This window comes from Bacillus sp. EKM501B, assembly GCF_011800505.1.
Taxonomy (GTDB): Bacteria; Bacillota; Bacilli; order Bacillales; family Bacillaceae_G; genus Bacillus_A; species Bacillus_A cereus.
In genome coordinates this window covers 111,029-132,904 of the sequence record NZ_JAALFZ010000009.1, presented here as the reverse complement: position 1 = coordinate 132,904, position 21,876 = coordinate 111,029, and the positions used below count along the sequence as shown (strand labels likewise).

Here is a 21,876-nt window from a genome sequence, read left to right as displayed (position 1 = left end):
CAGTTCAAATGGAAATTAAATATGTCAATCTAACATTTCAAGATGAATTAGTTCCTTTAGAAAAAGTAAATCAACTGATTATCCACCATACAGCTGAAGATGGATGGGACGTGTATAAAACGCATGAATTTCATCAAACTGTAAGAGGGTGGAGCGGGATTGGTTACAACTATTTTATCGAAAAGGACGGAACTGTAGTGGAAGGGCGAGGTTTACATATTGGAGCGCACGCGAAAGACCATAACCGCCATACAATTGGAATATGTATGACGGGAAATTTCGATAAATACGATCCAACTTCTGCACAAGTGACTGCATTATATTCTTTATGTAAAATGTTTATGAAGCAATTTGCTATAAAGAAAGAAAATATACTAGGTCATAGGGAGTTAGAAGGAGTTACAAAAAGCTGTCCTGGTAATCGTTTTTCTATGGTAGAGTTAAGGAAGATATTATCTTAAATATAGAGGAGTAACAACGATGATGAATATAAAAATACCAAATGATAAAAAAGAAGAGCTTGTAGCGCAAATTCAGCAATTTTTCGTTGAAGAAGATTTAGATGAAATTGGACGTTTCCAAGCAGAGCGTTTAATAGAAGAAATGGTTAAATTAGTTGGACCATTTGCATACAATCAAGCAATTGGAGATGCAAGAAAGCTTGTAAGTGAGAAATTAACGAATATCGAAGAAGATTTATACGTGTTAGAGAAGAATGAAGGAAAATAAAAAAAGAGCCGATGGGCTCTTTTTTTATTTGATTGATAGCAAAAAAACATAGGGAAAACACGGAAAAGACATTGAAAATACACCTTTTATTTTTAGAATATTCTTAGTTTTAAAATACTTCAGAAAGGAAGATTGTAATGAGATTAACGCCAAGAGAAATTGATAAACTGCTAGTAGTTGTTGCGGCTGATTTAGCTTATCGACGAAAGGAGAGGGGGCTTAAGTTAAACTATCCAGAAAGTATCGCTATTATTACGTATGAAATTTTGGAAGGAGCAAGAGATGGTAAAAATGTAGCGGAATTAATGGAACTTGGAAAAAACATTTTAAGTGCTGAAGATGTTATGGATGGTATTGCAGACATGATATCAGATATTCAAGTTGAGGCAACTTTTCCTGATGGAACAAAATTAGTAACTATTCATCAGCCAATTCATTAAAGGAAGTGAATGTTATGATTCCAGGGCAATATATCCTTGCGAAAGAAGACATAGTATGTAATGGAAATAAAAAAGCAATGAAAGTCAAAGTGATAAATCAGGGAGATAGACCCATTCAAATTGGATCTCATTACCACTTTTATGAAGTGAATGAGGCGTTAAAATTCAATCGCAGTGTAGCAATTGGACAACATTTAAATATTCCAGCAGGTACAGCGGTAAGATTTGAGCCTGGAGATGAAAAAACGATTGAACTAGTTCCATATTCAGGGGAACAAGAAGTATATGGATTTAAAAATAAAGTGGATGGCGATATTCAATCTTACACAAAAAGAGGGAGATAGCATGAGTTTTAAGATGTCACGTAAACAATATGCTGATTTATATGGTCCAACTACAGGAGATTCTATTCGTTTAGCGGATACACAATTATTCGCACATGTTGATCGAAATGCCACTGTATATGGTGATGAAGCTGTCTTTGGTGGAGGAAAATCAATTAGGGATGGTATGGGACAAAATTCACAACTTACAAGAGAACAGGGGGTTGTGGATGTTGTTATTACGAATGCAATTATTATTGATTATACGGGAGTATATAAAGCGGATATTGGTATAAAAGATGGGAAGATTTCAGCAATTGGTAAGAGTGGTAATCCTTCAGTTATGGATAATATTGATATCATCATTGGAACATCAACGGAAGTAATTTCTGGTGAGCGGAAAATCGTTACAGCTGGAGGTATTGATACACATGTGCATTTCATATCCCCACAACAAATTGATACGGCATTGGCTTCAGGTATAACAACTTTAATTGGTGGGGGAACAGGACCGGCAGAAGGGACTAAGGCAACTACAATAACACCTGGATCTTGGAATTTAAGAAAAATGCTAGAAGCAGCAGAAGCTTTTCCTATAAATCTTGGATTTTTAGGGAAAGGAAATAGTTCAAGTTTACCTGCCCTGGAAGAACAAATATTTGCAGGGGCTATCGGATTGAAAATCCATGAAGATTGGGGAGCAACTTCGTCAGTAATTAATCACTCGTTACAGATTGCTGATAAATATGATATTCAAGTCGCTATTCATACGGATACGTTAAACGAATGTGGTTTTGTGGAAGAAACGATAAAAGCTATTGATAATCGTGTTATTCATACGTACCACACTGAAGGAGCTGGAGGTGGGCATGCACCAGATATTATAAAGATTGCTGCGCTGAATAATATTTTACCATCATCAACGAACCCGACCTTGCCATATACAGTGAATACGCTGGATGAACATTTAGATATGCTCATGGTATGTCATCATTTAAAAGCGAATATTCCAGAAGATGTAATGTTTGCAGATTCAAGGATTCGAAAAGAAACAATCGCGGCAGAGGATATTTTGCAAGATTTAGGGGTTTTCAGCATGATTAGCTCTGACTCACAGGCGATGGGAAGGGTTGGAGAGGTTATTATTCGCAATTGGCAAACCGCCGATAAAATGAAAAAGCAGCTTGGTAGTTTAGAGGGAGATAAAGAATATAACGATAATAATAGAATTCAACGTTATATAGCTAAGTATACAATTAATCCAGCTATTACACATGGGATTTCAGAATACGTGGGCTCTATTGAAATAGGAAAGTATGCAGACCTTGTAATATGGGATCCACAATTTTTCGGTGTTAAGCCAGATATGGTTTTGAAAAACGGAATGGTAGTGATGGCATTAATGGGAGACGAGAATGCTTCAATTCCTACCCCACAACCATATTATGAAAAAAAGATGTTTGGTGCATATGGAAAAGCAGTACAGTCAAGTTCGATTACATTTGTATCGAAAGTAGCTTATGAGAATAATATTAAAGAAAAATTAGGTTTAAATAAAGTTGTATTACCTGTTAAAAATACGAGAGAGATTTCGAAGCAAGATATGAAGCTAAATAATGCAACACCAGAAATTGAAGTAGATCCGCAGACATATGAAGTTAAAGTTGATGGACAAGTAATCACGTGTGAAGCAGTAGATGTACTACCTATGGCTCAAAGATATTTTTTATTTTGATATAACGGGGGAGATAAAATGATTATTGAAAAAATTAATAACAACGTATGCAATATGAATGATTTCTCAAACACAAAAAAGCATCTTGATAAGATATTAATTTCTAGTGAGCTTTTACTGAAGAGAGTTCAGAAATTATATTCAGAATCTGGTTTTGAAATTGGGGTGTCTTTAGATAGTGGAGAAACATTAAAGAACGGTGATATTTTATATGAAGATGAAAATCGAATTGTGTATATTGAAGTATTACCAGAAGAGGTAATTGTAATTACTCCAAAATCAATAAAAGAAATGGGGATTATTGCTCATAACTTAGGGAATAGACATTTACCAGCACAATTCGATGAAGGGTGCATGATTTTGGCGAACGACTACTTAGTAGAAGATTTACTTAAAAAGGAAGGTGTTCCTTATCAAAAAGAAAATAGAGTATTACCAAAACCGTTCAAGCATGCTTCGCACAAACATATTTAACCTACTTAACCTACTCCAAATTAGTGATTCGAACTTCCCAACAGGAAGTTTTAGTCACTCTTTTGGATTAGAAACATTTATTCAAGAGGGACAAGTTACAAATAAAGACGGGTTTTTCAAATGGGTTAATCGATATGTAAAAGTCCAATTAACATACACGGACGGCTTAATTTGCAAATATACTTACGAAGCCATTAAGAATAATGAGGGAGAACAAATTACATTTTTAGATGATTTAATAACAGCACAAACATTGCCTTTTGAATGTAGAAAAGCAAATAGAATGATTAGTAAAAGTACTTCTAAATTATTGTGTGAATTGTTCTCGTTTGTAAATTTAAATATATATAAAGAAAATATTATGGGTAATAAATTACAAGGTCATCCGAGTATTGTATACGGAATATTAGGGGCGGAATTGAAAATGACAATAGAAGAAACGCTCTTAGTTTTCTTATACTCAAGTGTTGGAAGTATAATTCAAAACGGTGTGAGAGCCATTCCTCTTGGACAAACAGATGGTCAAAAACTATTACAAGAATGCCATGAATTAATCTGCGAATCTATTGATAGAATTCAAATACTTTCATTAGAAGATTTTGGATTGAATGATCCTGAATTCGAAATAAATCAAATGCAACATGAAGATGTAAATGTAAGGGTCTTCATGTCATAGGGAGGAAGAATAAAATGATAAAGCCTATTAAAATTGGTATCGGTGGCCCCGTAGGTGCTGGGAAAACCATGTTAGTTGAAAAGTTAACAAAACATCTAAATACAGATTATGAAATTGCAGCAATTACAAACGATATTTATACGAAAGAAGATGCAAAGATTTTATTGAAAACAGGTGTTTTATCAGAAGATAGAATTATTGGTGTAGAGACAGGGGGGTGCCCGCATACAGCAATTCGAGAGGACGCTTCTATGAATTTTGAAGCAATTGAAGAACTCATGATTAGACATAATAATTTAGATATTATTTTTATTGAAAGCGGGGGTGATAATTTAGCTGCCACATTTAGTCCGGAGCTAGTGGATTTTTCAATTTATATTATTGATGTGGCACAGGGAGAAAAGATTCCGCGTAAAGGTGGACAAGGAATGATCAAATCTGATGTATTTGTAATTAATAAAACGGATTTGGCACCTTATGTAGGAGCTAATCTTGGAGTTATGGAGCAGGATACGAAAAATTACCGACATAATAAACCATACTTTTTTACAAATTTGAAGGATGAGGAAGGTTTACAAGAATTAATAAATTGGATGAGACAGAACATTATGTTAGAAGGACTGAAAAAATGAAATCCCCTACAGGTGTCTTAAACATTGATATGATGGAAAAGAGACATAAAACCGTACCTATTAAGGTTTATCATAAAGATGCCTTAAAAGTAACGCAGCCAATATATTTGGATGAGTATGGTAGAGCATATTACTATATTATGAATTCTGGTGGAGGCTATTTAAAAGGAGATTTCTATTCTATAAATATAAATGTTGGTAAAGATGCGAAAACATATATAACAAGCCAATCAGCAACGAAAGTTTACAAGACTCCAAATAGTTATGCTTTGCAAGAATTGAATTTTTATATTGGTGAGAATGCTGTTATGGAGTATTTACCAGACCCGTTAATTATGTACAAGGATGCAGCATATAAGCAAAAAACAAATATATATATGCAAAATAATTCTACATTGATTTTATGCGATTCAGTTACGCCTGGTTGGTCGCCAAATATGGAGAAGTTCACATACCAATATTTTGATTCGTTAACAAAAATATATATGGAAAATAAACTTGTAGTATACGATCATTTATTGCTAAACCCTTTCAAAGAGTCGTTAGATCAAATGGGAATATTAAATCAATATTCCCATTATGGTACTTTCATAGTTATTAATGAGAACATTACAAATGATTTAATTGCAACATTGAAAACATCACTTTCTAACACTAACAATATGAAAATTGGAATATCTTCTACACCATGTAAAGGCTTTGTCATTCGCATACTTAGTCATAATACTGAGGATATGGAGTCTATATTTTTTCAGTGTCATCGTTTTGTTAGAGAGAATTGTCTACATGAAGAATTAACATCCTATCGAAAATATTAAGTAGGAGAAGGGGATACTATGACTAATGTGGGATTATTGTTTGTCGGTGCAGTTCTATTTATGAATTCACTAGCAGCTTTTAAACTTATTGATAGCAAAAGTGTAGGATACTTTAATTTATTTGTAGGGGCATTACAAACTTTGACACCATTATATTTATTATTTACAGGAAGTCAATCCGATGAGTGGACTATCCTATCTAATGGAACTATTTTTTTATTTGGTTTTACTTATTTATATGTTGGTCTTACGAATATATTAAAACTTGATTCTTCAGGTGTAGGTTACTATTCTCTTTGGGTTGCTATCATTGCAACGGTTATGGGAATTGTGAATCAATTACATGAGAGTGGTAGTTTGCAAAGTACAATAATTTGGTTCTTTTGGGCATTCCTTTGGTTTTTATTTTTCCTACAAGATGGATTGAAAAAGAAGATTCATATTTATGTAGGTATTGTTTGCTTCATTGAATCTTGGATTACTGCAACAGTACCAGCTCTGTTAACACTTACAAATCATACCGACGTGTTAAATAATTTTGTAATTATTTTAGCGACTATTATAACGATTTTAGTTTTTATTATGGCACTTTTCTTTTTCAAGAGTATTCAATTTAAAGTAGAAAGGGTTAGTAACTATGTGGAAAAGTGAACTGAAAAAGGCAACCAACTTTTTTGTTATTATTATATTTCTTCATGTGCTTGGAATTTTATTATTATTACCGGCGCTATATAAAGGTAATAGCATAATCGGAATGGCTATTATTGCATATTCTTTAGGGTTGCGTCATGCGTTTGATAGTGATCATATTGTCGCAATTGATAATACTGTTCGGAAATTAATTGAAAAAGGTAAAAACTCACAGGGGGTGGGATTTTACTTCTCATTAGGACACTCTACGGTAGTATTTGCGATGATTGTTTTAATTGCTTTAATTGGAAAAACGGCAAAACATGGAATGGAGAGCTTTTCAACTATAGGCGGTATTATCGGTACAATCGTTTCTAGTACATTCCTTATCATTATTGGTCTTACCAATCTGTTGTACCTTATTAAAGTGTTGAGAAGCCACGAGGACAAACAGCCAGAAAATTTAGGGTTTATATATCGTTTCACACAGCGCTTATTTACGTTTATTGATAGTCAGAAGCAATTGTATATAATCGGTTTTTTATTTGGACTTGGTTTTGATACAGCGAGTGAAATTGGATTAATTGCTCTTTCTACAGTAACTGCAACAAGTCAATCTATTCCACTTGTAAGTATATTTGCTTTCCCCGTTTTGTTTGCTGCCGGAATGTCATTGATGGATACATTAGATAGTACATTCATGAATACGAATTATAAGTGGGCAATGGAAAATAGTCGAATAAGAAATTCATATAATGTATTAATTACCTCAATATCTGTTATTACGGCTTTTTTAATAGGGGGATATCAACTATTATCTTTGCTTATTGAAAGCTATAATTTACAGGGCCCGTTTTGGAATCTCATACAAGTAGTTAATTTTGATTATCTGGGTATATGTCTTGTTGCATTCTTTATTATTTCTCTTATTGTTTTTGTTGTATGGAATAGAAATGCCTTTAAAGAACCGCTTACAAAGAGCATAGAGAAATAAAAATATATCATATGTCATTTGGTTCATTATGTATATAAAGTAAAATAAAAAACACGTTAGATGAAAATTCATCCAACGTGTTTTTTATTATTTATGTTCCTTATATTCATGTACTTTTTCTTTCACATTACCAACTGTATCTTTAGCAGTGCCTTTCACCTTATCCCATTTTCCTTCAGCTTGTAATTTCTTATTGTCAGTTACTTTCCCAACAGCTTCTTTTACTTCGCCTTTTACCTTATCAATGGCACCTTCTACTTTTTCTTTTAAACCGTGTTCATGCTTAGTCATACATTTCTCCTCCTTGTAGTTTGATTAGAATTCTCTTTTCATAGTGCAAGTTGAATGATGTACCTAGTAATAGCGTAACAAATTTAGTTGGAATATTCAAATGATTAATAGGATAGAAAAGGAATTGTCATAAAATGTTTAAAAATGTAACGGAAGGAGAAATAAAGTAAATTATAATATGTCTCTTGCGGTCCATATTGATTTTGTATAAGCAATTTTCATGTGGGCACGTTCCATGTTATTTTGACTGCCGCTACCGAACCTTGCTTGTCCAACTATTAAAGTACAATTGGATTCAATAGCTGTCTTAATTCGTTTTTGAATTAATGCAGTATGACAGCCTTTACGCTGAAATTCTGGCAAAGTAGCAGAAGCAGCTAATGATGCGACACCCTTATTTATATACAGGACACCAATACCAGCAGGGATATTTTGAACTTCAGCTATGAAAAAATGCCATCCTGGTTCATTGTAAAGAATTTCATTATTTTGGCGCACGCTATCTTTTGTAAAGGATGGCATATTAAATCCACATACATAAATGTCTGCAAAAATATCAAACTCATTTTCTTTTAGTTTTCGTATTGTAATATTAGAAGGAAGAAGTGATGAACCCTCTCTCGGTATACTATACAAAGCGGTATGGAAGCTAGATTGATAAAACCCTTTTTGAGATAAGTATTGAAATAATTCAGTTGTACCTTGTGCTGGGGTAATTTCAAAACGACAAGGGATTTGTAGTGATTCATAATAAGAAATGATTGCATCAATCGCATCTGCATTTGTAATACCTTTTACCGTATTAAAAGCAGGACCAGCAATTATTTTTGATGAAAAGGCAGTGGCGCTACCGAATTTTTTCATTTGCACTTGCATGGGGTTTCCGCTTATTGTTTGTAGTCTCTCTAATCTAGAAGAGAGCATATCAATTTCTGCATTTTCAATTTCTGTTGCTATATCGAGTGTCATAACAGTAGTCATAAAATTCCTCCGTTAATAAATATATTTCATAGTATATATACGATTTTTGTTTTGAGATTCCTGTTGTAATGTAGGAGAATAAGAAGTTTTTTGGAAGGGAAATGGAATTGAACTGTCGAAGGGAGTAGAAACAGATTAAAGGTGGTGCTCTCATGAAACAGAAAGACGTGCAGACATGCTCTAATTGTGGTTCTCAAAATATAGGAGAAGGTGAGTTTGTCGGATATGCACAAATACGGAAAAAGGAAACGATGTTCACATCTTCACCGGTGGATGCTTATATTTGTACAGATTGTGGGAATATCCTTTTATTAAAGGTAAGGAATTATGAAAGGTTTAAACAGAAACCTTTATGATTATTGAGAAGTGGTCATATCCAACTTTGTATACGAAACGACTTATGTTAAGGAAAATGAATATGAGTGATAGTTTACATATATATGAGTATGCTACAGATAAAGAGATGACAACTTTTACTGTATGGGATGCTCATCGATCGTTATGTGACACATATAACTATGTAGAAGAAATTGTGGGGCAATATAATGAAGGGCAAGTAGCACCTCTTGGAATTGTATTAAAAGAGGAGAAGAAACTTATAGGCACGTGTGGATTTATAAAATATGATTTGGTCACACATACAGCAGAAATTGCATACGCCTTATCTCGAAAATATTGGGGAAGAGGATTAGCTACGGAGGCTGCATTAGCTTTTTTCTACTATGGTTTTCATGAGTTGCATCTTAATAGTATTGAAGCGGGATGTGATTCAGAAAATGAAGCATCTGAAAAATTAATGAAACGTTTGAATATGGAGTACGAGTGCACGATTCAAAAGGATATGTTCATTAAAGGTAAGTATCGTGACACGAAAAGATATTGTATATCTCGAGAAAGATATATGGATAAATGAAATATTTCATATAAAAAACTCCTTTAAATGAATAAAGGAGTTTTTTTATTTTTTATAACAATAATTACCTTTAATTGTTATAATTGGTTGTTAAGGGGTCTTGGTTTATTAACGCCATAATCATAGAAGGAAAATAGCTAAATCGTCTATAAAACCATTAAATAACACAATCGCAACCGTAAGTTGACAAAGTGCAACCCCGGGAAGATAGAGATAAGGGCAATGTCTACATACAATTTAGGTAAGAAAACAAAGGGGGGCACACATATGGGATTTGGTGAAAAGCTTTTTAAATTAAGAAAGGAAAAGGGCCTTTCTCAAGAAGCATTAGCTGAAAAATTAAACACAACAAGGCAAGCGGTTAGTAAATGGGAAAACGGTCAAGGTTTTCCTGAAACTGAGAAGTTAATAATGATTGGAAATGTTTTTGAAGTATCACTCGACTATTTATTAAAAGAAACTGCAGAGCAAAGTAATGAAAATGTGGATGGCTATTACGTAAGTCAGGAAATGGCAGAAGGGTATATAGTGTACGGACAAAAGATTTCAAAATATATAGCGTTAGGGTTTAGTTTGCTTATTTTGTCTACAATACCGTATCTATTATTTAAAGAAAATGCAACAATGTCGACATTTCTTGTCATTATCATTGCTGTTCTTGGAATTGGAGCAATGATGGCACCTGTAACGATAGAAGAGGGTCGATACAATGTATTGAAAAAGGAAGAACTACTATTTGATCAAAACTTTCTAAAAGAATTGACAAAAAGATATGTGATTATTAAGAAGAAGTATGCTGCGGTAATGATCGTTGGATTTTGTTTTATAGCAGCAGGCGCGATCCCGTTTTTGTTTGAGAAAAAGCATATCACTTCAGGGGAATTAGTTCAGTATTATCCGTACTGTGTTGTACTTATTGCTATCGGAGTTTATCTTTTTGTTCGTGTGTTAGGAGTATGGGAGATATATCGAATTTTAGTAGAAAATAAGGAATACAGTAATCGTTTTATTTTTAAACTGAAAAAGAAAGTAAGAAAAAAGGTAGATAGTTTATAAAAGATAAAAAACATGTTTCGAATCAATGTATTCAAAACATGTTTTTTATCGTTCTGAATTATTTCCAAAGAAATAATTCAGAAAAAACAGAAAAATATCGTAACCATTTGCGGAATTCTGTTATAATAAACGAAAAATGAAAACGCTTTAAAGGGGGATATAACCAATATGATGATGAATGTACCGCTAACAATTAGTTCTATGATGGAAAGAGCAGAGAAACTGTTTTCGAAGAAAGAAATTGTTTCACGGACACATGATACAGTTACAACGTTAACGTATAAGCAGTTAGGGGAAAGGACGAGAAGACTTTCCAGTGCGTTGAAAAAGCTTGGAATTAAAGAAGGTGAACGTGTAGGAACGTTAGCGTGGAACCATCATCGACATGTAGAAGCGTATTTTGCTATTCCAGGTATTGCTTCTGTTTTGCACACGATTAATATTCGTTTATCTCCTCAACATATTTCATACATTATTCAGCACGCAGAAGACCGAATTCTACTTATAGATGAAGATCTCGTACCGCTCGTTGAAAATATTCAATCACAATTATCAACTGTACAGGCTTACATTATTATGACTGATAAAGATGAACTTCCAAATACTATGCTGGAGCCTGTATATCATTATGAAAAGCTATTAGAAGAAGGCGATCCCAATTTCCAATTTGTAAAAGATATTGATGAAAATACACCTGCTGGTATGTGTTATACGTCAGCGACTACAGGAAACCCAAAAGGTGTTGTATATACGCATCGTAGTACTGTATTGCATTGTATGGCACTCGGTTTAGCTGATACAGCTGCTTTATCGGAAAGTGACGCAGCAATGGCAATCGTCCCGATGTTTCATGTGAACGCTTGGGGACTTCCTTTTGCGGCTACTTGGTTTGGATCAAAACAAGTTCTTCCTGGACCGATGTTTACCCCGAAAATTTTATTAGAGATGATTCAATCAGAAAAAGTGACGTTAGCTGCGGGTGTGCCGACAATTTGGCTCGGCGTATTACAAGAGTTAGAAAATAATAGTTACGATTTATCTAGTATGACGAGAATACTATGCGGAGGTGCAGCTGCGCCGAAAAGCGTTATTAAAGCATTTGAACAGAAACATAATGTTCCATTCATACATGCATATGGTATGACTGAAACGAGCCCACTCGTAACACTTGCACGTTTAAAAAGTTATGAAACAGAATTATCGTATGAAGAGCAATTAGAAATTAGATCAAAACAAGGGTATCTTGTCCCTGGTGTAGAGATGAAAGTAGTCGGTACAAATGGTGAAGTGAAGTGGGATGGTACGGAGATGGGAGAACTATGTTTACGAGCGCCATGGATCGCTGAAAGCTATTATAACGATAATCGTACTGTCGAAGGTTTTCGTGATGGTTGGTTATATACAGGAGATGTCGTTACGGTTGATGAGGAAGGCTGCGTGAAAATTGTTGACCGTACGAAGGATGTTATTAAAAGCGGGGGAGAATGGATTTCTTCGGTCGATCTTGAAAATGCTTTAATGGCACATGATGCTATATTTGAAGCGGCCGTCGTTGCGATTCCTCACCCTCAGTGGCAAGAGCGACCAATTGCCTGCGTCGTTCAAAAGAAAAATAGTACGGTTACAAAAGAAGAAATATATGAGTTTTTAAAACCACAGTTTGCGAAGTGGTGGTTACCAGATGATATTGTATTTATGGAAGAAATACCGAAAACATCTGTTGGGAAGTTTTTGAAACAGGCGCTTCGGAAAGAACTGGAGCATTTGCATAGAGAGAAATAAGTGAATTCTTATTTGTAAACTTAAATGAAATAAAAGTTGACAAAAGAAGGGTGGAAAGATAATATAATTTTCGTGATATGTTACCTAAAAACGCTTTTAAGTTTACAAACAGGAGAAGAAAATATGCATACAAAAAAATTAGTTTTCGTCGCTTTATTTAGTTCTATTATGGGAGTGTTAGGGTTAATACCTCCGATTGCTCTTTCTATTACACCAGTTCCGATTACATTGCAATCACTCGGTGTTATGCTTGCGGGTGGATTGTTAGGGTCACGCCTTGGTGCATTAAGTCAGCTTATTTTCTTACTTATTGTAGGAGTTGGAGCACCATTACTTGCTGGTGGACGCGGTGGCCTTGGTGTATTTGTTGGGCCAAGTGCAGGATATTTACTTGGTTACATCATTGGAGCGTTTGTTATTGGTTATTTAATTGAGCGTTTACGTGAAGTTTCTATTATAAAAGTATTATGTATTAATATAATTGGTGGTATTTTCGTAGTTTATGTATTTGGTATTACTGTACAAGCGTTTTTAATGGATGTTTCTGTATGGGAGACAATGAAAGTGAGTGCTGTGTTTTTACCAGGGGATTGTATAAAAGCAATTATTGCGGCGATTCTCGTAACAAAATTACATCGTTCATTGAAACATATTATTACGCCCGCTTTAAAGAATGGAAAATATACAAATGCGGGATGATAAAGGGAAGAAACACGTTAATTCCGTGTTTCTTTTTATTATTTTTGTAAAGAAAGGACGTCTCATATGGGTATTACAAAAGAATACAAAAAGCATGCCTCTTTACAACCAAATAAAATAGCGATAAAGGAAAATGATAGAGTTTTAACATATAAAGAGTGGTTCGAATCAGTTTGTAAAGTAGCAAACTGGTTGCACGCAACAGAATCAAAGAATAAAACAATAGCAATCCTATTAGAAAATCGTATAGAGTTTTTACAACTATTTGCTGGTGCCGCTATGGCCGGGTGGGTTTGTGTTCCGTTAGATATAAAGTGGAAACAAGATGAGCTCAGAGAAAGAATTGAAATCAGTAATCCGGATATGATTGTGACAGAAAGATATAAGGTAAATGATCTACCTGATGAAGAAGGAAGAGTAATTGAAATTGATGAGTGGAAAAGAATGATAGAGAAATATCTTCCTACACATTCCACTGTAGAAAGTTTACGAAATGCTCCCTTTTATATGGGATTTACATCAGGATCAACTGGAAAAGCAAAAGCATTTTTACGTGCACAGCAATCGTGGGTTCATAGTTTTGATTGTAATGTACATGACTTTCATATGAAAATGGAGGATTCAATTTTAATAGCTGGGACGCTCGTTCATTCTCTTTTCTTATACGGGGCAATAAGTGCATTATATGTAGGACAAACGGTGCACATTATGAGAAAGTTCATTCCGAATCAAGTATTAGATAAGTTAGAAACTGAAAATATATCGGTTATGTATACAGTTCCGACAATGCTTGAATCTTTATATAAAGAAAATAGATTAATAGAAAATAAAATGAAAATTATTTCATCAGGAGCGAAATGGGAAGCTGAAGCGAAAGAAAAAATAAAGAATATATTTCCTTATGCGAAAAGGTATGAATTTTATGGTGCATCAGAGTTAAGTTTTGTAACAGCACTAGTCGATGCAGAAAGCGAAAGAAGGCCAAATTCAGTAGGAAAACCTTGTCATAATGTGCAAGTTCTAATATGTAATGAAGCAGGCGAAGAAGTACAAAAAGGCGAGATAGGAACTGTTTATGTGAACAGTGATCAGTTTTTTATGGGATACATAATAGATGGGGTTTTAACACAGGAGTTGAATGCAGAAGGCTGGATGACAGTGCGAGATGTAGGCTATGAAGATGAAGAAGGCTTTATATATATTGTTGGTAGAGAGAAGAATATGATTTTATTTGGAGGAATCAATATTTATCCAGAAGAAATAGAAAGTGTATTACATGAACACCCAGCTGTTGATGAAATAGTTGTAATTGGTGTGAAAGATAGTTACTGGGGTGAAAAGCCCGTCGCGATCGTAAAAGGAAGTGCTACGAAACAACAATTAAAGAGTTTTTGCTTACAACGATTATCCTCGTTTAAAATACCGAAAGAATGGCATTTTGTAGATAGAATACCTTATACAAATAGTGGGAAAATCGCTCGTATGGAAGCAAAAAGTATGATTGAAAACAGGGAGAAAATAGATGAATAGAGCAGTTATTGTAGAGGCGAAAAGAACACCTATCGGTAAGAAGAATGGGATGTTAAAAGAGTATGAAGTCCAGCAATTAGCAACGCCGCTTCTTACGTTTTTAAGTAGAGGAATTGAGAGAGAGATAGACGATGTTATATTAGGTAATGTTGTTGGGCCAGGAGGGAATGTTGCGAGACTATCTGCTTTAGCGGCAGGACTTGGCTATCATATTCCTGGTGTAACGATTGATCGGCAATGTGGTGCTGGTTTAGAAGCAATTCGAACTGCGTGTCATCTCATTCAAGGCGAGGCAGGTAATTGCTATATCGCCGGAGGAGTAGAGAGTACAAGTACGTCACCTTTTCAAAAAAGAGCAAGATTTTCACCTGAAACAATTGGTGATCCTGACATGGGAGTAGCGGCTGAATATGTTGCGGAGCGTTATAACATAACGAGAGAAATGCAAGACGAGTACGCTTGTCTTAGTTATAAGCGGACACTGCAAGCGTTAGAAAAAGGATATATACATGATGAAATATTTTCTTTTAATGGATTATTAGATGAATCTATAAAGCCAGAAATGAATTATGAACGAATCATTAAAAGAACGAAGCCCGCATTTTTACAAAATGGAACAGTGACGGCAGGTAATTCATGTGGTGTAAATGATGGGGCATGTGCTGTTCTTGTAATGGAAGAGGGACAAGCCCTAAAGTTCGGTTATAAACCTGTCCTTCGTTTCGTTCGTAGTACTGTAGTGGGAGTGGATCCCAATCTTCCAGGGACTGGTCCGATATTTGCGGTGAACAGATTATTAAACGAAATGAATGTAAAAGTAGAGGACATCGATTATTTTGAAATAAATGAAGCATTCGCCTCAAAAGTTGTTGCTTGCGCAAAAGAGTTACAAATTCCGTATGAAAAATTAAATGTAAATGGTGGGGCAATCGCGCTCGGTCATCCGTACGGTGCATCTGGGGCTATGCTTGTAACACGTTTGTTTTATCAGGCTCAAAGAGAGTCTATGAAATATGGAATTGCTACATTAGGAATTGGAGGCGGGATAGGGATTGCGCTATTATTTGAGAAAGTAGAAGACTAGTGAGGTAACTAGTTTTCTACTTTTTGAGGAACATAAACATTGCTGCCAGGCTTCGCTTTCATTTCGTTCCAAGCAGCAATCGCATCAGCTTTTGCTTTTCCTTTATTATTTGGATCTTCGAAAAAGTCCCGAGTAAAGCGATTGTATTCAAATTGCGCGCTGATCGTTGTTTTATAAGTAGGATCTTTTTTTCGTTCGTTTTCTTCATACCAAAATGTTATCGCGTCTTCATATGTTTTTCCAACATTCTCTTTAAAAAACTTTTGAAGAGCTACTGTAAAGCGGAAGTTTGTTCCGATTTTTTCTTTGAAAAAAGCACGAACATCTTCGCTACAGCGGTGATTTTTAGTAATAATCGTTTGAAGAGAAAGGTCTTTATAAGAGAGGGGAGCTTTGCTCACTTTTGGCACAGAGCTGTTTTTTAAGACTTTCCCCGTAGTTAAATAATGTGAGATACGCTCGGTTATTTCGGTCTTAGAGCCACTAGCTGGCAAACCATGCTCGCGACAAAATGTTTGCAGTTCTGCTTTTAACCAATAATAGTTTTGAAAATCTTCAAGTGATATAGATTTTGTTAAAGGTGGACGCATGAATATAACAACTTCTTTCTTCCATAATTTTCTTTAATTATAAAACGTATGTTCTCTTTGTGGAAGGATTAATTTGTAAATATAACAGGAAGAGGAGATTACATATGGAAAATGTAATGCAAGTTCGTGTTACGGGAATTTTAATTGAAGATGAAAAAGTATTGCTAGTAAAGCAAAAAGTGGCTAATCGCGATTGGTCTTTACCTGGAGGAAGGGTAGAGAATGGTGAAACGTTAGAAGAAGCGATGATTCGAGAAATGAGAGAAGAAACGGGATTAGAAGTTAAAATTAAGAAGCTACTCTATGTTTGTGATAAACCAGATGCTAGTCCATCTTTGTTACATATTACGTTTCTGCTTGAAAGGATTGAAGGTGAAATTAAACTACCTTCTAACGAGTTCGATCATAATCCGATTCATGATGTGCAAATGGTACCGATTAACGAATTAAGTTATTATGGTTTTTCGGAAACTTTTATCAATCTTATAAGTGGCGGTTTTGCAAATTCAGGGAGTTATCAAGGGTTGAAACAACATATAGGCCTGTAAATATAGTTGAAGGATAGCCGTTAGCTATCCTTCATAAACATGTTTTACACTGCTGACTGTAAAGAAGAAACAAGCTGATTTAAAAACTCGTCCCCGTGCATAACCGCTTTTCCGCCGCCGCGTGCACTCTTTTTATTTCCGCCACCTTTTCCTTCAATTGCAGGAAGAGCATCTTTTAAAAGAGCATTCATATCGAGCGTTACTGTTTTTCCGCAAGCGAGAATACATTGTAGTTTGTCATCATTTTCAATAACGAAATACGTAATTGCATGCTCTTGTTGTTCTGTAATGATAGCTGATAGTTTTGCAATTTCTTGCATAGAACGATCTGTAAATGCTTTAGAAATAAGTAACCCAGCATGTATTTCGGTGGGCTGTTGTAGTAATTCATTTGCCTCTGCAAATAATAATTTTTCATTCATTGTTTGTATTGTTTTTTCGTTTTCCTTTTGAGAGGTAAGAAGCTGTGCCACTTTTGCTGGGATATCAGTTTCGCTACTGTTTAATTGTTTGGAAACATCTTTCATAATTTGTTGCTGTTGCCCCATTAATTTAAGTGTACGCCAACCAGCGATAAAGGTTAAGCGTATACCACCTTTATTGCGCTCCCATCCTAGTACTTGAATAAGACCAACTTCACCAGTGCGTTTCGGATGGGTTCCACCACAGCCGTTGTAGTCGTAATTTTCGATAATAACAACACGTATATTTTCTGTCATATTCGGTTCTTTACGAAGAGGTAATGTTTTCGCTTCTTCTAAGTTCATCCACTCTATACGGATTGGATGGTTTTCAAAAACAATTTTGTTTGCAATTTGTACTGCTTTTTCAACTGTTTCTGTATGCAGATTTTCTGTTTCTAAATCGATTGTTACCGTTTCTTTACCAAGATGGAATCCAATCGTAGGTATGTTAAAATGGTCCCAAAAAGCAGCAGATAAAATGTGCTGAGCCGCATGTTGCTGCATATGATCAAAACGGCGCTCCCAATTAATTTTACCTTCTACGTCTTCTGTATGTAATTGTTCTGCGATGTAGTGACGAATTTCTCCGTTTATCTCTTCTACATTGATTACATTGATATCATTTAATGTACCAGTATCATATGGTTGTCCGCCACCTGTCGGATAAAATGCTGTTTCATTCAAAACAACGTATAAGTTACCGTTTTTATCATAATCTTGCTTTATAATTTTAGTAGTAAAGTCTTGCTTATAAGCGTCAGTGTAATAAAATTTGTGCTCCAATTTTCTTTCTCCTCTCGCATTAACTAGTTTCATTGTAAAGCAATTGAAATTAGTTTCCTAATATTTCAGAAGAAAGAAACTATTTTTAGAATTTTCTTGCTATAATAAGAAGAAAATGCGGGGGTGGAATGAATATGTTATATGAAAATGGCGTAGATAAACTGCTTAGTTTAAGCAAAAATATTTCTGAATTGTATCGAGAATTAAATGAAATGACCCGGATTTTAACGGATTGTAATCGAGAAAGTGTGAAGTTTGATCGGCTATATGTAAAAGAGTTACTTTGGAAGAAAGAAGATGTAATAGAGAAATATGACCAGCTACTTGTACAACTTTGTATTAACGAATGCTTTGATCTAAAAAGTGTCATTACAGGCGAATATAAGTATACATATGAAGAAGTGGAGAACATCGTTTTACAATTTAATGAGAAGTATAATGTTGCAATATTAATTAAAGATGTTTGTAAAGAATTACAGTTTACATATGGCATAGATATGGATATCACAAGAACAGCTCGAGTATCAACAGCTCAAGTATAGAAAAGGAAAAGAAAGCAGATCCTTTGCTTTCTTTTTTTATGTAAGAACAGGGAGAGTAGGTTTTTAAGATGAAGGGGAAGTTGCAAAATATTCATCCGTTAGGAATGACAATTATAATAGGGACTTTATTTGCGAGGTTCGCCACGTCAATGAGTATTCCTTTTTTAGCGATTTATTTAACGACTGTTAAAGGTGTATCAGCTGGAATGACTGGTGCTATTATTGGAACGAGTGCACTTGTTGGTGTTTTTGCTAGTTTTATCGGAGGGAATTTATCAGATCGATTTGGCCGGAAAACGATTATGCTCTGGTCCATGATCGTTTGGATTTTTGTGTTTATAGGTTTTTCACTTGCGGATCATGTTTTAAGTTTCTTTTTATTAAACGCTTTAAATGGATTATGTAGGTCGTTTTTTGAGCCAACATCAAGAGCATTATTATCAGATTTAACAAAGCCTGAGTATCGGTTACTCGTCTATAACTTACGATACGGTGCAATAAATGTTGGAGTTGCAATTGGACCAATTGTTGGATTACAGATTGGAAGTGCAAAATCAACAATTCCTTTTTTAGTAGCAGCTGGGGTATATATTCTATATACAGCTATATTAGCGTTCCAATTTAAGAAGTATCCAATGGAAAAAAAGAAAGTAAGTACAGAAAAACCTGTTACAATGCTAAATGCAATGCGTATATTACGAAAAGATATAGTATTTTTAGTTGCTTTAGTCGGTATTATTTTGAGTAATTGTGGTTTTTCACATTTGACGACGACAGTATCTCAATATTTTGCAAATGCACATATATTTGAGGATGGAGTGAAGCTATTCTCATATATGCTCGCTTTAAATGCGATTGTTGTAGTGATTATTCAATACCCTGTTATTCAAATTTGTAAAAAGTATACACCGTTAACATCAATTATGGTGGGGGCTTTATTTGTGAGTGGGGGATTATTTGGCTTTGGAATAGTAGAATCCATGCTAGGTGCTGCCGTTTGTACAATTATTTTTACAATTGGAGAAGTCTTAATGTTTTCGATGACGGATGTATTTATTGATGATATTGCTGTTGCGTATCTAAAAGGAACATACTTCGGTGCGATGGGCTTTTCGGGAATTGGAGCAGTAATAGGTCCGTGGTTTGGAGGAGTACTTCTCGATTACTACGGGTACCAAAATGGGTTTGCAGTATTTTCAGCATTAGCTATATTCTCAACTGTGGCATTTCCTGTGCTTGTAGTTACAAAAGGTTTATTGAAAAAAAGATATGATAGAAATTCTAATATAGAAATGCATGCGAAATAACATAAGCCCCAGTACCAACTGGGGCTTATGTTTGTATTATATTAACTCTTAATTTGAAAAAAGAACTTTCTTTTCATGTTTATCAGCAACTTCATTTTTGGAAATATGAATGGCCAAAAAACCATTCTCTAAGCAGGCTAGCATCTTCTTATAAATAACATTAGCGGGTAAAGGGATAGTTCGCTGCAAAGAAATGTTTTTATGAAGTATGCAAATGGTTAGGCCTGTCTCCATCTTTTTAATGACTACATTTTGTTCATTGGCATTTGGTACATCTGTTTCCAAAATGTATTCTTGTTCAGTTTCGCAAAGGTCAATATGAATTTGATTTGGGAAACTAAAGTTACTACAAGAGTCAGAACAAAACTGATCCATCCATTCTTCGAAACCATCAACATGAAAAAGACAATCCTTCTTTTTCTTGCCCATGTAAGACACCCTCCGTAAAATCTCAATTCATACTATGTTATGCATGAATGAATTAGGGGTGAAGAATAAATGGAAAAATATAAACATTGTATGTGGAAAAGATAGCTAGTGTGCACTTTTTGTTTTACATATCATGATGCGCATGATGTTTTTGGCGTGAATGGTTACGGTTTTTTACTTTATGAGATCCGCTTAATGGTTCAGGTTGTCCTTTTTTTTCTTTCGCTTCACGATTGTTTTTTCCCATTGTATGTGACACCTCCTCTTCCTTTTTAGAATGAGAGAAGTTTGCAAATTTATACGAGAATGTTTTTAGAAAAAAAGGTAAAGATAATTGGGACTAACTATTACAGAAAGGGGATTATATAATGCCATATCATAAAGATAAACAACAAGCGTTTCAAGCAGCGCAGCAAGGCGTTACACAAGCAGAAAATGCATTTAACAACATTGTGAAAAATGATCCAAACTACGGTCATGATTTAAAAGAATTACGCCAAGAGGTTCAGGAAGCATATGAACAAATTCAAAATGCACTAGAGGTAGCTTCAGAAACACAACGTCCACAACTTGAGCAATATGAAAATAATCTCCAAAATATAATGCGAAATGTAGATCAATTAGAAAAGTAAATTAGGTTGTTGTGTATTTGACAACCTCTTACTTTAATGAACATTATGCGAAAACAGAAAATTTTTCTATTCGTTTTTTCTTTATTATGCGCAGTACATATATTTCAAGTTGAAAAAGTGGAAGCGAAAATGTTGCTCAGAAAAGAGCTAGAACCAACTGGCTATGTAACGTGGGAAGTACCTAATAATGAAAAAATTATTGCCATTACATTTGATGATGGACCAGATCCAACGTATACACCACAAGTTTTACATTTATTACGTCAATATAAGGCTGAAGCGACATTTTTTATGATTGGATTTCGAGTTCAGCGCAATCCATATTTAGTGAAACAAGTGTTAAAAGAGGGACATGAGATTGGAAATCATACGATGAATCATTTATATGCAAATAGTTCATCAGATGAAAAATTAAAAAAAGATATTTTGGATGGAAAGAAATTTTTCGAAAAATGGGTGAAAGAACCGTTGCTATTCCGTCCTCCTGGTGGATATATTAACGATGCTGTATTTAAAACAGCAAAAGAAGCAGGTTATCAAACCGTTCTATGGTCGTGGCATCAAGACCCACGTGATTGGGCAAATCCAGGGGTGGAATCTATCGTAAATCATGTAGTGAAAAATGCTAAAAGTGGCGATATTGTATTGTTACATGATGGAGGAAATGATCGTAGTCAAACGGTAGCAGCACTAGCAAAAATTTTACCTGAGCTAAAAAAACAAGGCTATCGATTTGTAACGGTTTCAGAATTGTTACGTTATAAACATTAGAAAAAATCCCAAAAGGTGAATGT

29 protein-coding genes are annotated in these 21,876 nt (G+C 34.7%); 23 read left to right on the top strand and 6 right to left on the bottom strand.

Annotation, left to right across the window (positions count from 1 at the left end; genetic code table 11):
• The first annotated feature begins 8 nt into the window (after positions 1-8).
• The 11 genes from HFD78_RS17860 (at position 9) to HFD78_RS17810 (ending at position 7,451) form a co-directional block, all read left to right on the top strand.
• Positions 9-461, top strand: coding sequence for a peptidoglycan recognition protein family protein (locus HFD78_RS17860; protein ID WP_098005484.1), 453 nt, complete (start codon positions 9-11; stop codon positions 459-461).
• A 19-nt stretch (positions 462-480) separates the two neighbouring features.
• Positions 481-729, top strand: coding sequence for a DUF2164 domain-containing protein (locus tag HFD78_RS17855; protein ID WP_000981075.1), 249 nt, complete (start codon positions 481-483; stop codon positions 727-729).
• 137 nt (positions 730-866) lie between these two features.
• Positions 867-1,169 (top strand): urease subunit gamma, encoded by a 303-nt coding sequence (locus tag HFD78_RS17850; protein WP_001241327.1) that lies wholly within the window; start codon positions 867-869, stop codon positions 1,167-1,169.
• Positions 1,170-1,183: 14 nt separating this feature from the next.
• Entirely contained in the window at positions 1,184-1,513 is a 330-nt protein-coding gene (locus HFD78_RS17845; protein WP_000612160.1) for an urease subunit beta, read from the top strand.
• Between the two features lies 1 nt (position 1,514).
• Complete coding sequence (gene ureC, locus HFD78_RS17840; protein ID WP_116291538.1) at positions 1,515-3,227, top strand: urease subunit alpha; 1,713 nt, start codon at positions 1,515-1,517, stop codon at positions 3,225-3,227.
• 18 nt (positions 3,228-3,245) lie between these two features.
• A complete protein-coding gene (locus tag HFD78_RS17835) occupies positions 3,246-3,701 on the top strand; it encodes an urease accessory protein UreE (protein WP_000582805.1) in 456 nt (151 codons plus the stop codon).
• On the top strand, positions 3,679-4,377 hold the full coding sequence (locus tag HFD78_RS17830) for an urease accessory protein UreF (protein WP_000946573.1): 699 nt from the start codon (positions 3,679-3,681) through the stop codon (positions 4,375-4,377). Before HFD78_RS17835 ends, HFD78_RS17830 begins: the two co-directional genes overlap by 23 nt.
• Before the next feature lie 14 nt (positions 4,378-4,391).
• On the top strand, positions 4,392-5,009 hold the full coding sequence (gene ureG, locus HFD78_RS17825) for an urease accessory protein UreG (RefSeq protein ID WP_000594928.1): 618 nt from the start codon (positions 4,392-4,394) through the stop codon (positions 5,007-5,009).
• Positions 5,006-5,827, top strand: a complete 822-nt coding sequence (locus tag HFD78_RS17820) for an urease accessory protein UreD (protein ID WP_000841915.1) — start codon at positions 5,006-5,008, stop codon at positions 5,825-5,827. The genes ureG and HFD78_RS17820 overlap by 4 nt, the downstream gene beginning before the upstream one ends.
• Positions 5,828-5,845: 18 nt before the next feature.
• Positions 5,846-6,478, top strand: coding sequence for an AmiS/UreI family transporter (locus HFD78_RS17815; protein WP_000185993.1), 633 nt, complete (start codon positions 5,846-5,848; stop codon positions 6,476-6,478).
• Positions 6,465-7,451, top strand: a complete 987-nt coding sequence (locus HFD78_RS17810; RefSeq protein ID WP_000265977.1) for a HoxN/HupN/NixA family nickel/cobalt transporter — start codon at positions 6,465-6,467, stop codon at positions 7,449-7,451. The genes HFD78_RS17815 and HFD78_RS17810 overlap by 14 nt, the downstream gene beginning before the upstream one ends.
• An 87-nt stretch (positions 7,452-7,538) precedes the next feature.
• Here HFD78_RS17810 and HFD78_RS17805 read toward each other — a convergent pair whose 3' ends face one another.
• Both HFD78_RS17805 and HFD78_RS17800 read right to left on the bottom strand, forming a co-directional pair.
• The gene (locus HFD78_RS17805) at positions 7,539-7,742 is read right to left on the bottom strand and encodes a CsbD family protein (protein WP_000160423.1); all 204 of its coding nucleotides are present in this window, start codon (positions 7,740-7,742) and stop codon (positions 7,539-7,541) included.
• A 171-nt stretch (positions 7,743-7,913) separates the two neighbouring features.
• Positions 7,914-8,723: a GNAT family N-acetyltransferase gene (locus tag HFD78_RS17800; protein WP_065703454.1), complete on the bottom strand. Its 810-nt coding sequence runs from the start codon at positions 8,721-8,723 to the stop codon at positions 7,914-7,916.
• A gap of 152 nt (positions 8,724-8,875) precedes the next feature.
• Here HFD78_RS17800 and HFD78_RS17795 point away from each other — a divergent pair, with 152 nt between their 5' ends.
• The 7 genes from HFD78_RS17795 (at position 8,876) to HFD78_RS17765 (ending at position 15,787) form a co-directional block, all read left to right on the top strand.
• Positions 8,876-9,079, top strand: coding sequence for a hypothetical protein (locus tag HFD78_RS17795; RefSeq protein WP_000810210.1), 204 nt, complete (start codon positions 8,876-8,878; stop codon positions 9,077-9,079).
• Positions 9,076-9,636 carry a GNAT family N-acetyltransferase gene (locus HFD78_RS17790; protein WP_000582844.1) on the top strand — a complete coding sequence of 187 codons (561 nt, stop codon included), beginning with the start codon at positions 9,076-9,078 and terminating at the stop codon, positions 9,634-9,636. The genes HFD78_RS17795 and HFD78_RS17790 overlap by 4 nt, the downstream gene beginning before the upstream one ends.
• A 267-nt stretch (positions 9,637-9,903) precedes the next feature.
• On the top strand, positions 9,904-10,692 hold the full coding sequence (locus HFD78_RS17785; RefSeq protein WP_000505613.1) for a helix-turn-helix domain-containing protein: 789 nt from the start codon (positions 9,904-9,906) through the stop codon (positions 10,690-10,692).
• 168 nt (positions 10,693-10,860) lie between these two features.
• Positions 10,861-12,474, top strand: a complete 1,614-nt coding sequence (locus tag HFD78_RS17780) for a long-chain fatty acid--CoA ligase (RefSeq protein ID WP_000980202.1) — start codon at positions 10,861-10,863, stop codon at positions 12,472-12,474.
• A 123-nt stretch (positions 12,475-12,597) separates the two neighbouring features.
• The gene (locus HFD78_RS17775; protein WP_000556954.1) at positions 12,598-13,173 is read left to right on the top strand and encodes a biotin transporter BioY; all 576 of its coding nucleotides are present in this window, start codon (positions 12,598-12,600) and stop codon (positions 13,171-13,173) included.
• A 66-nt stretch (positions 13,174-13,239) separates the two neighbouring features.
• Positions 13,240-14,703: an acyl-CoA synthetase gene (locus tag HFD78_RS17770; protein WP_098432057.1), complete on the top strand. Its 1,464-nt coding sequence runs from the start codon at positions 13,240-13,242 to the stop codon at positions 14,701-14,703.
• A complete protein-coding gene (locus HFD78_RS17765) occupies positions 14,696-15,787 on the top strand; it encodes an acetyl-CoA C-acyltransferase (protein ID WP_001078001.1) in 1,092 nt (363 codons plus the stop codon). The genes HFD78_RS17770 and HFD78_RS17765 overlap by 8 nt, the downstream gene beginning before the upstream one ends.
• 8 nt (positions 15,788-15,795) lie before the next feature.
• Here the strand turns inward: HFD78_RS17765 and HFD78_RS17760 are convergent, their stop codons facing one another.
• Positions 15,796-16,377 carry a DUF6434 domain-containing protein gene (locus tag HFD78_RS17760; protein ID WP_001247742.1) on the bottom strand — a complete coding sequence of 194 codons (582 nt, stop codon included), beginning with the start codon at positions 16,375-16,377 and terminating at the stop codon, positions 15,796-15,798.
• Positions 16,378-16,481: 104 nt separating this feature from the next.
• Between HFD78_RS17760 and HFD78_RS17755 the strand changes: the two genes are divergently transcribed.
• Positions 16,482-16,925: an NUDIX hydrolase gene (locus HFD78_RS17755; protein WP_000432561.1), complete on the top strand. Its 444-nt coding sequence runs from the start codon at positions 16,482-16,484 to the stop codon at positions 16,923-16,925.
• 44 nt (positions 16,926-16,969) lie between these two features.
• Here the strand turns inward: HFD78_RS17755 and HFD78_RS17750 are convergent, their stop codons facing one another.
• Entirely contained in the window at positions 16,970-18,172 is a 1,203-nt protein-coding gene (locus HFD78_RS17750) for an alanyl-tRNA editing protein (RefSeq protein WP_176543412.1), read from the bottom strand.
• 134 nt (positions 18,173-18,306) lie between these two features.
• On the opposite strand from HFD78_RS17750, the gene HFD78_RS17745 reads away from it, so the two are divergent.
• Together HFD78_RS17745 and HFD78_RS17740 are read left to right on the top strand one after the other, a co-directional pair.
• Positions 18,307-18,714, top strand: coding sequence for a hypothetical protein (locus tag HFD78_RS17745; protein WP_000965133.1), 408 nt, complete (start codon positions 18,307-18,309; stop codon positions 18,712-18,714).
• 68 nt (positions 18,715-18,782) lie between these two features.
• Positions 18,783-20,021 carry an MDR family MFS transporter gene (locus tag HFD78_RS17740; protein WP_000676821.1) on the top strand — a complete coding sequence of 413 codons (1,239 nt, stop codon included), beginning with the start codon at positions 18,783-18,785 and terminating at the stop codon, positions 20,019-20,021.
• Positions 20,022-20,069: 48 nt separating this feature from the next.
• Here HFD78_RS17740 and HFD78_RS17735 read toward each other — a convergent pair whose 3' ends face one another.
• Positions 20,070-20,450, bottom strand: coding sequence for an Hsp20/alpha crystallin family protein (locus HFD78_RS17735; protein WP_000516731.1), 381 nt, complete (start codon positions 20,448-20,450; stop codon positions 20,070-20,072).
• A gap of 124 nt (positions 20,451-20,574) precedes the next feature.
• Complete coding sequence (locus HFD78_RS17730) at positions 20,575-20,697, bottom strand: small acid-soluble spore protein P (RefSeq protein WP_000517649.1); 123 nt, start codon at positions 20,695-20,697, stop codon at positions 20,575-20,577.
• A gap of 121 nt (positions 20,698-20,818) precedes the next feature.
• On the opposite strand from HFD78_RS17730, the gene HFD78_RS17725 reads away from it, so the two are divergent.
• On the top strand, positions 20,819-21,082 hold the full coding sequence (locus tag HFD78_RS17725) for a hypothetical protein (RefSeq protein ID WP_001146295.1): 264 nt from the start codon (positions 20,819-20,821) through the stop codon (positions 21,080-21,082).
• A gap of 45 nt (positions 21,083-21,127) precedes the next feature.
• Complete coding sequence (gene pdaB, locus HFD78_RS17720) at positions 21,128-21,853, top strand: polysaccharide deacetylase family sporulation protein PdaB (protein ID WP_003284976.1); 726 nt, start codon at positions 21,128-21,130, stop codon at positions 21,851-21,853.
• Positions 21,854-21,876: the final 23 nt, after the last annotated feature.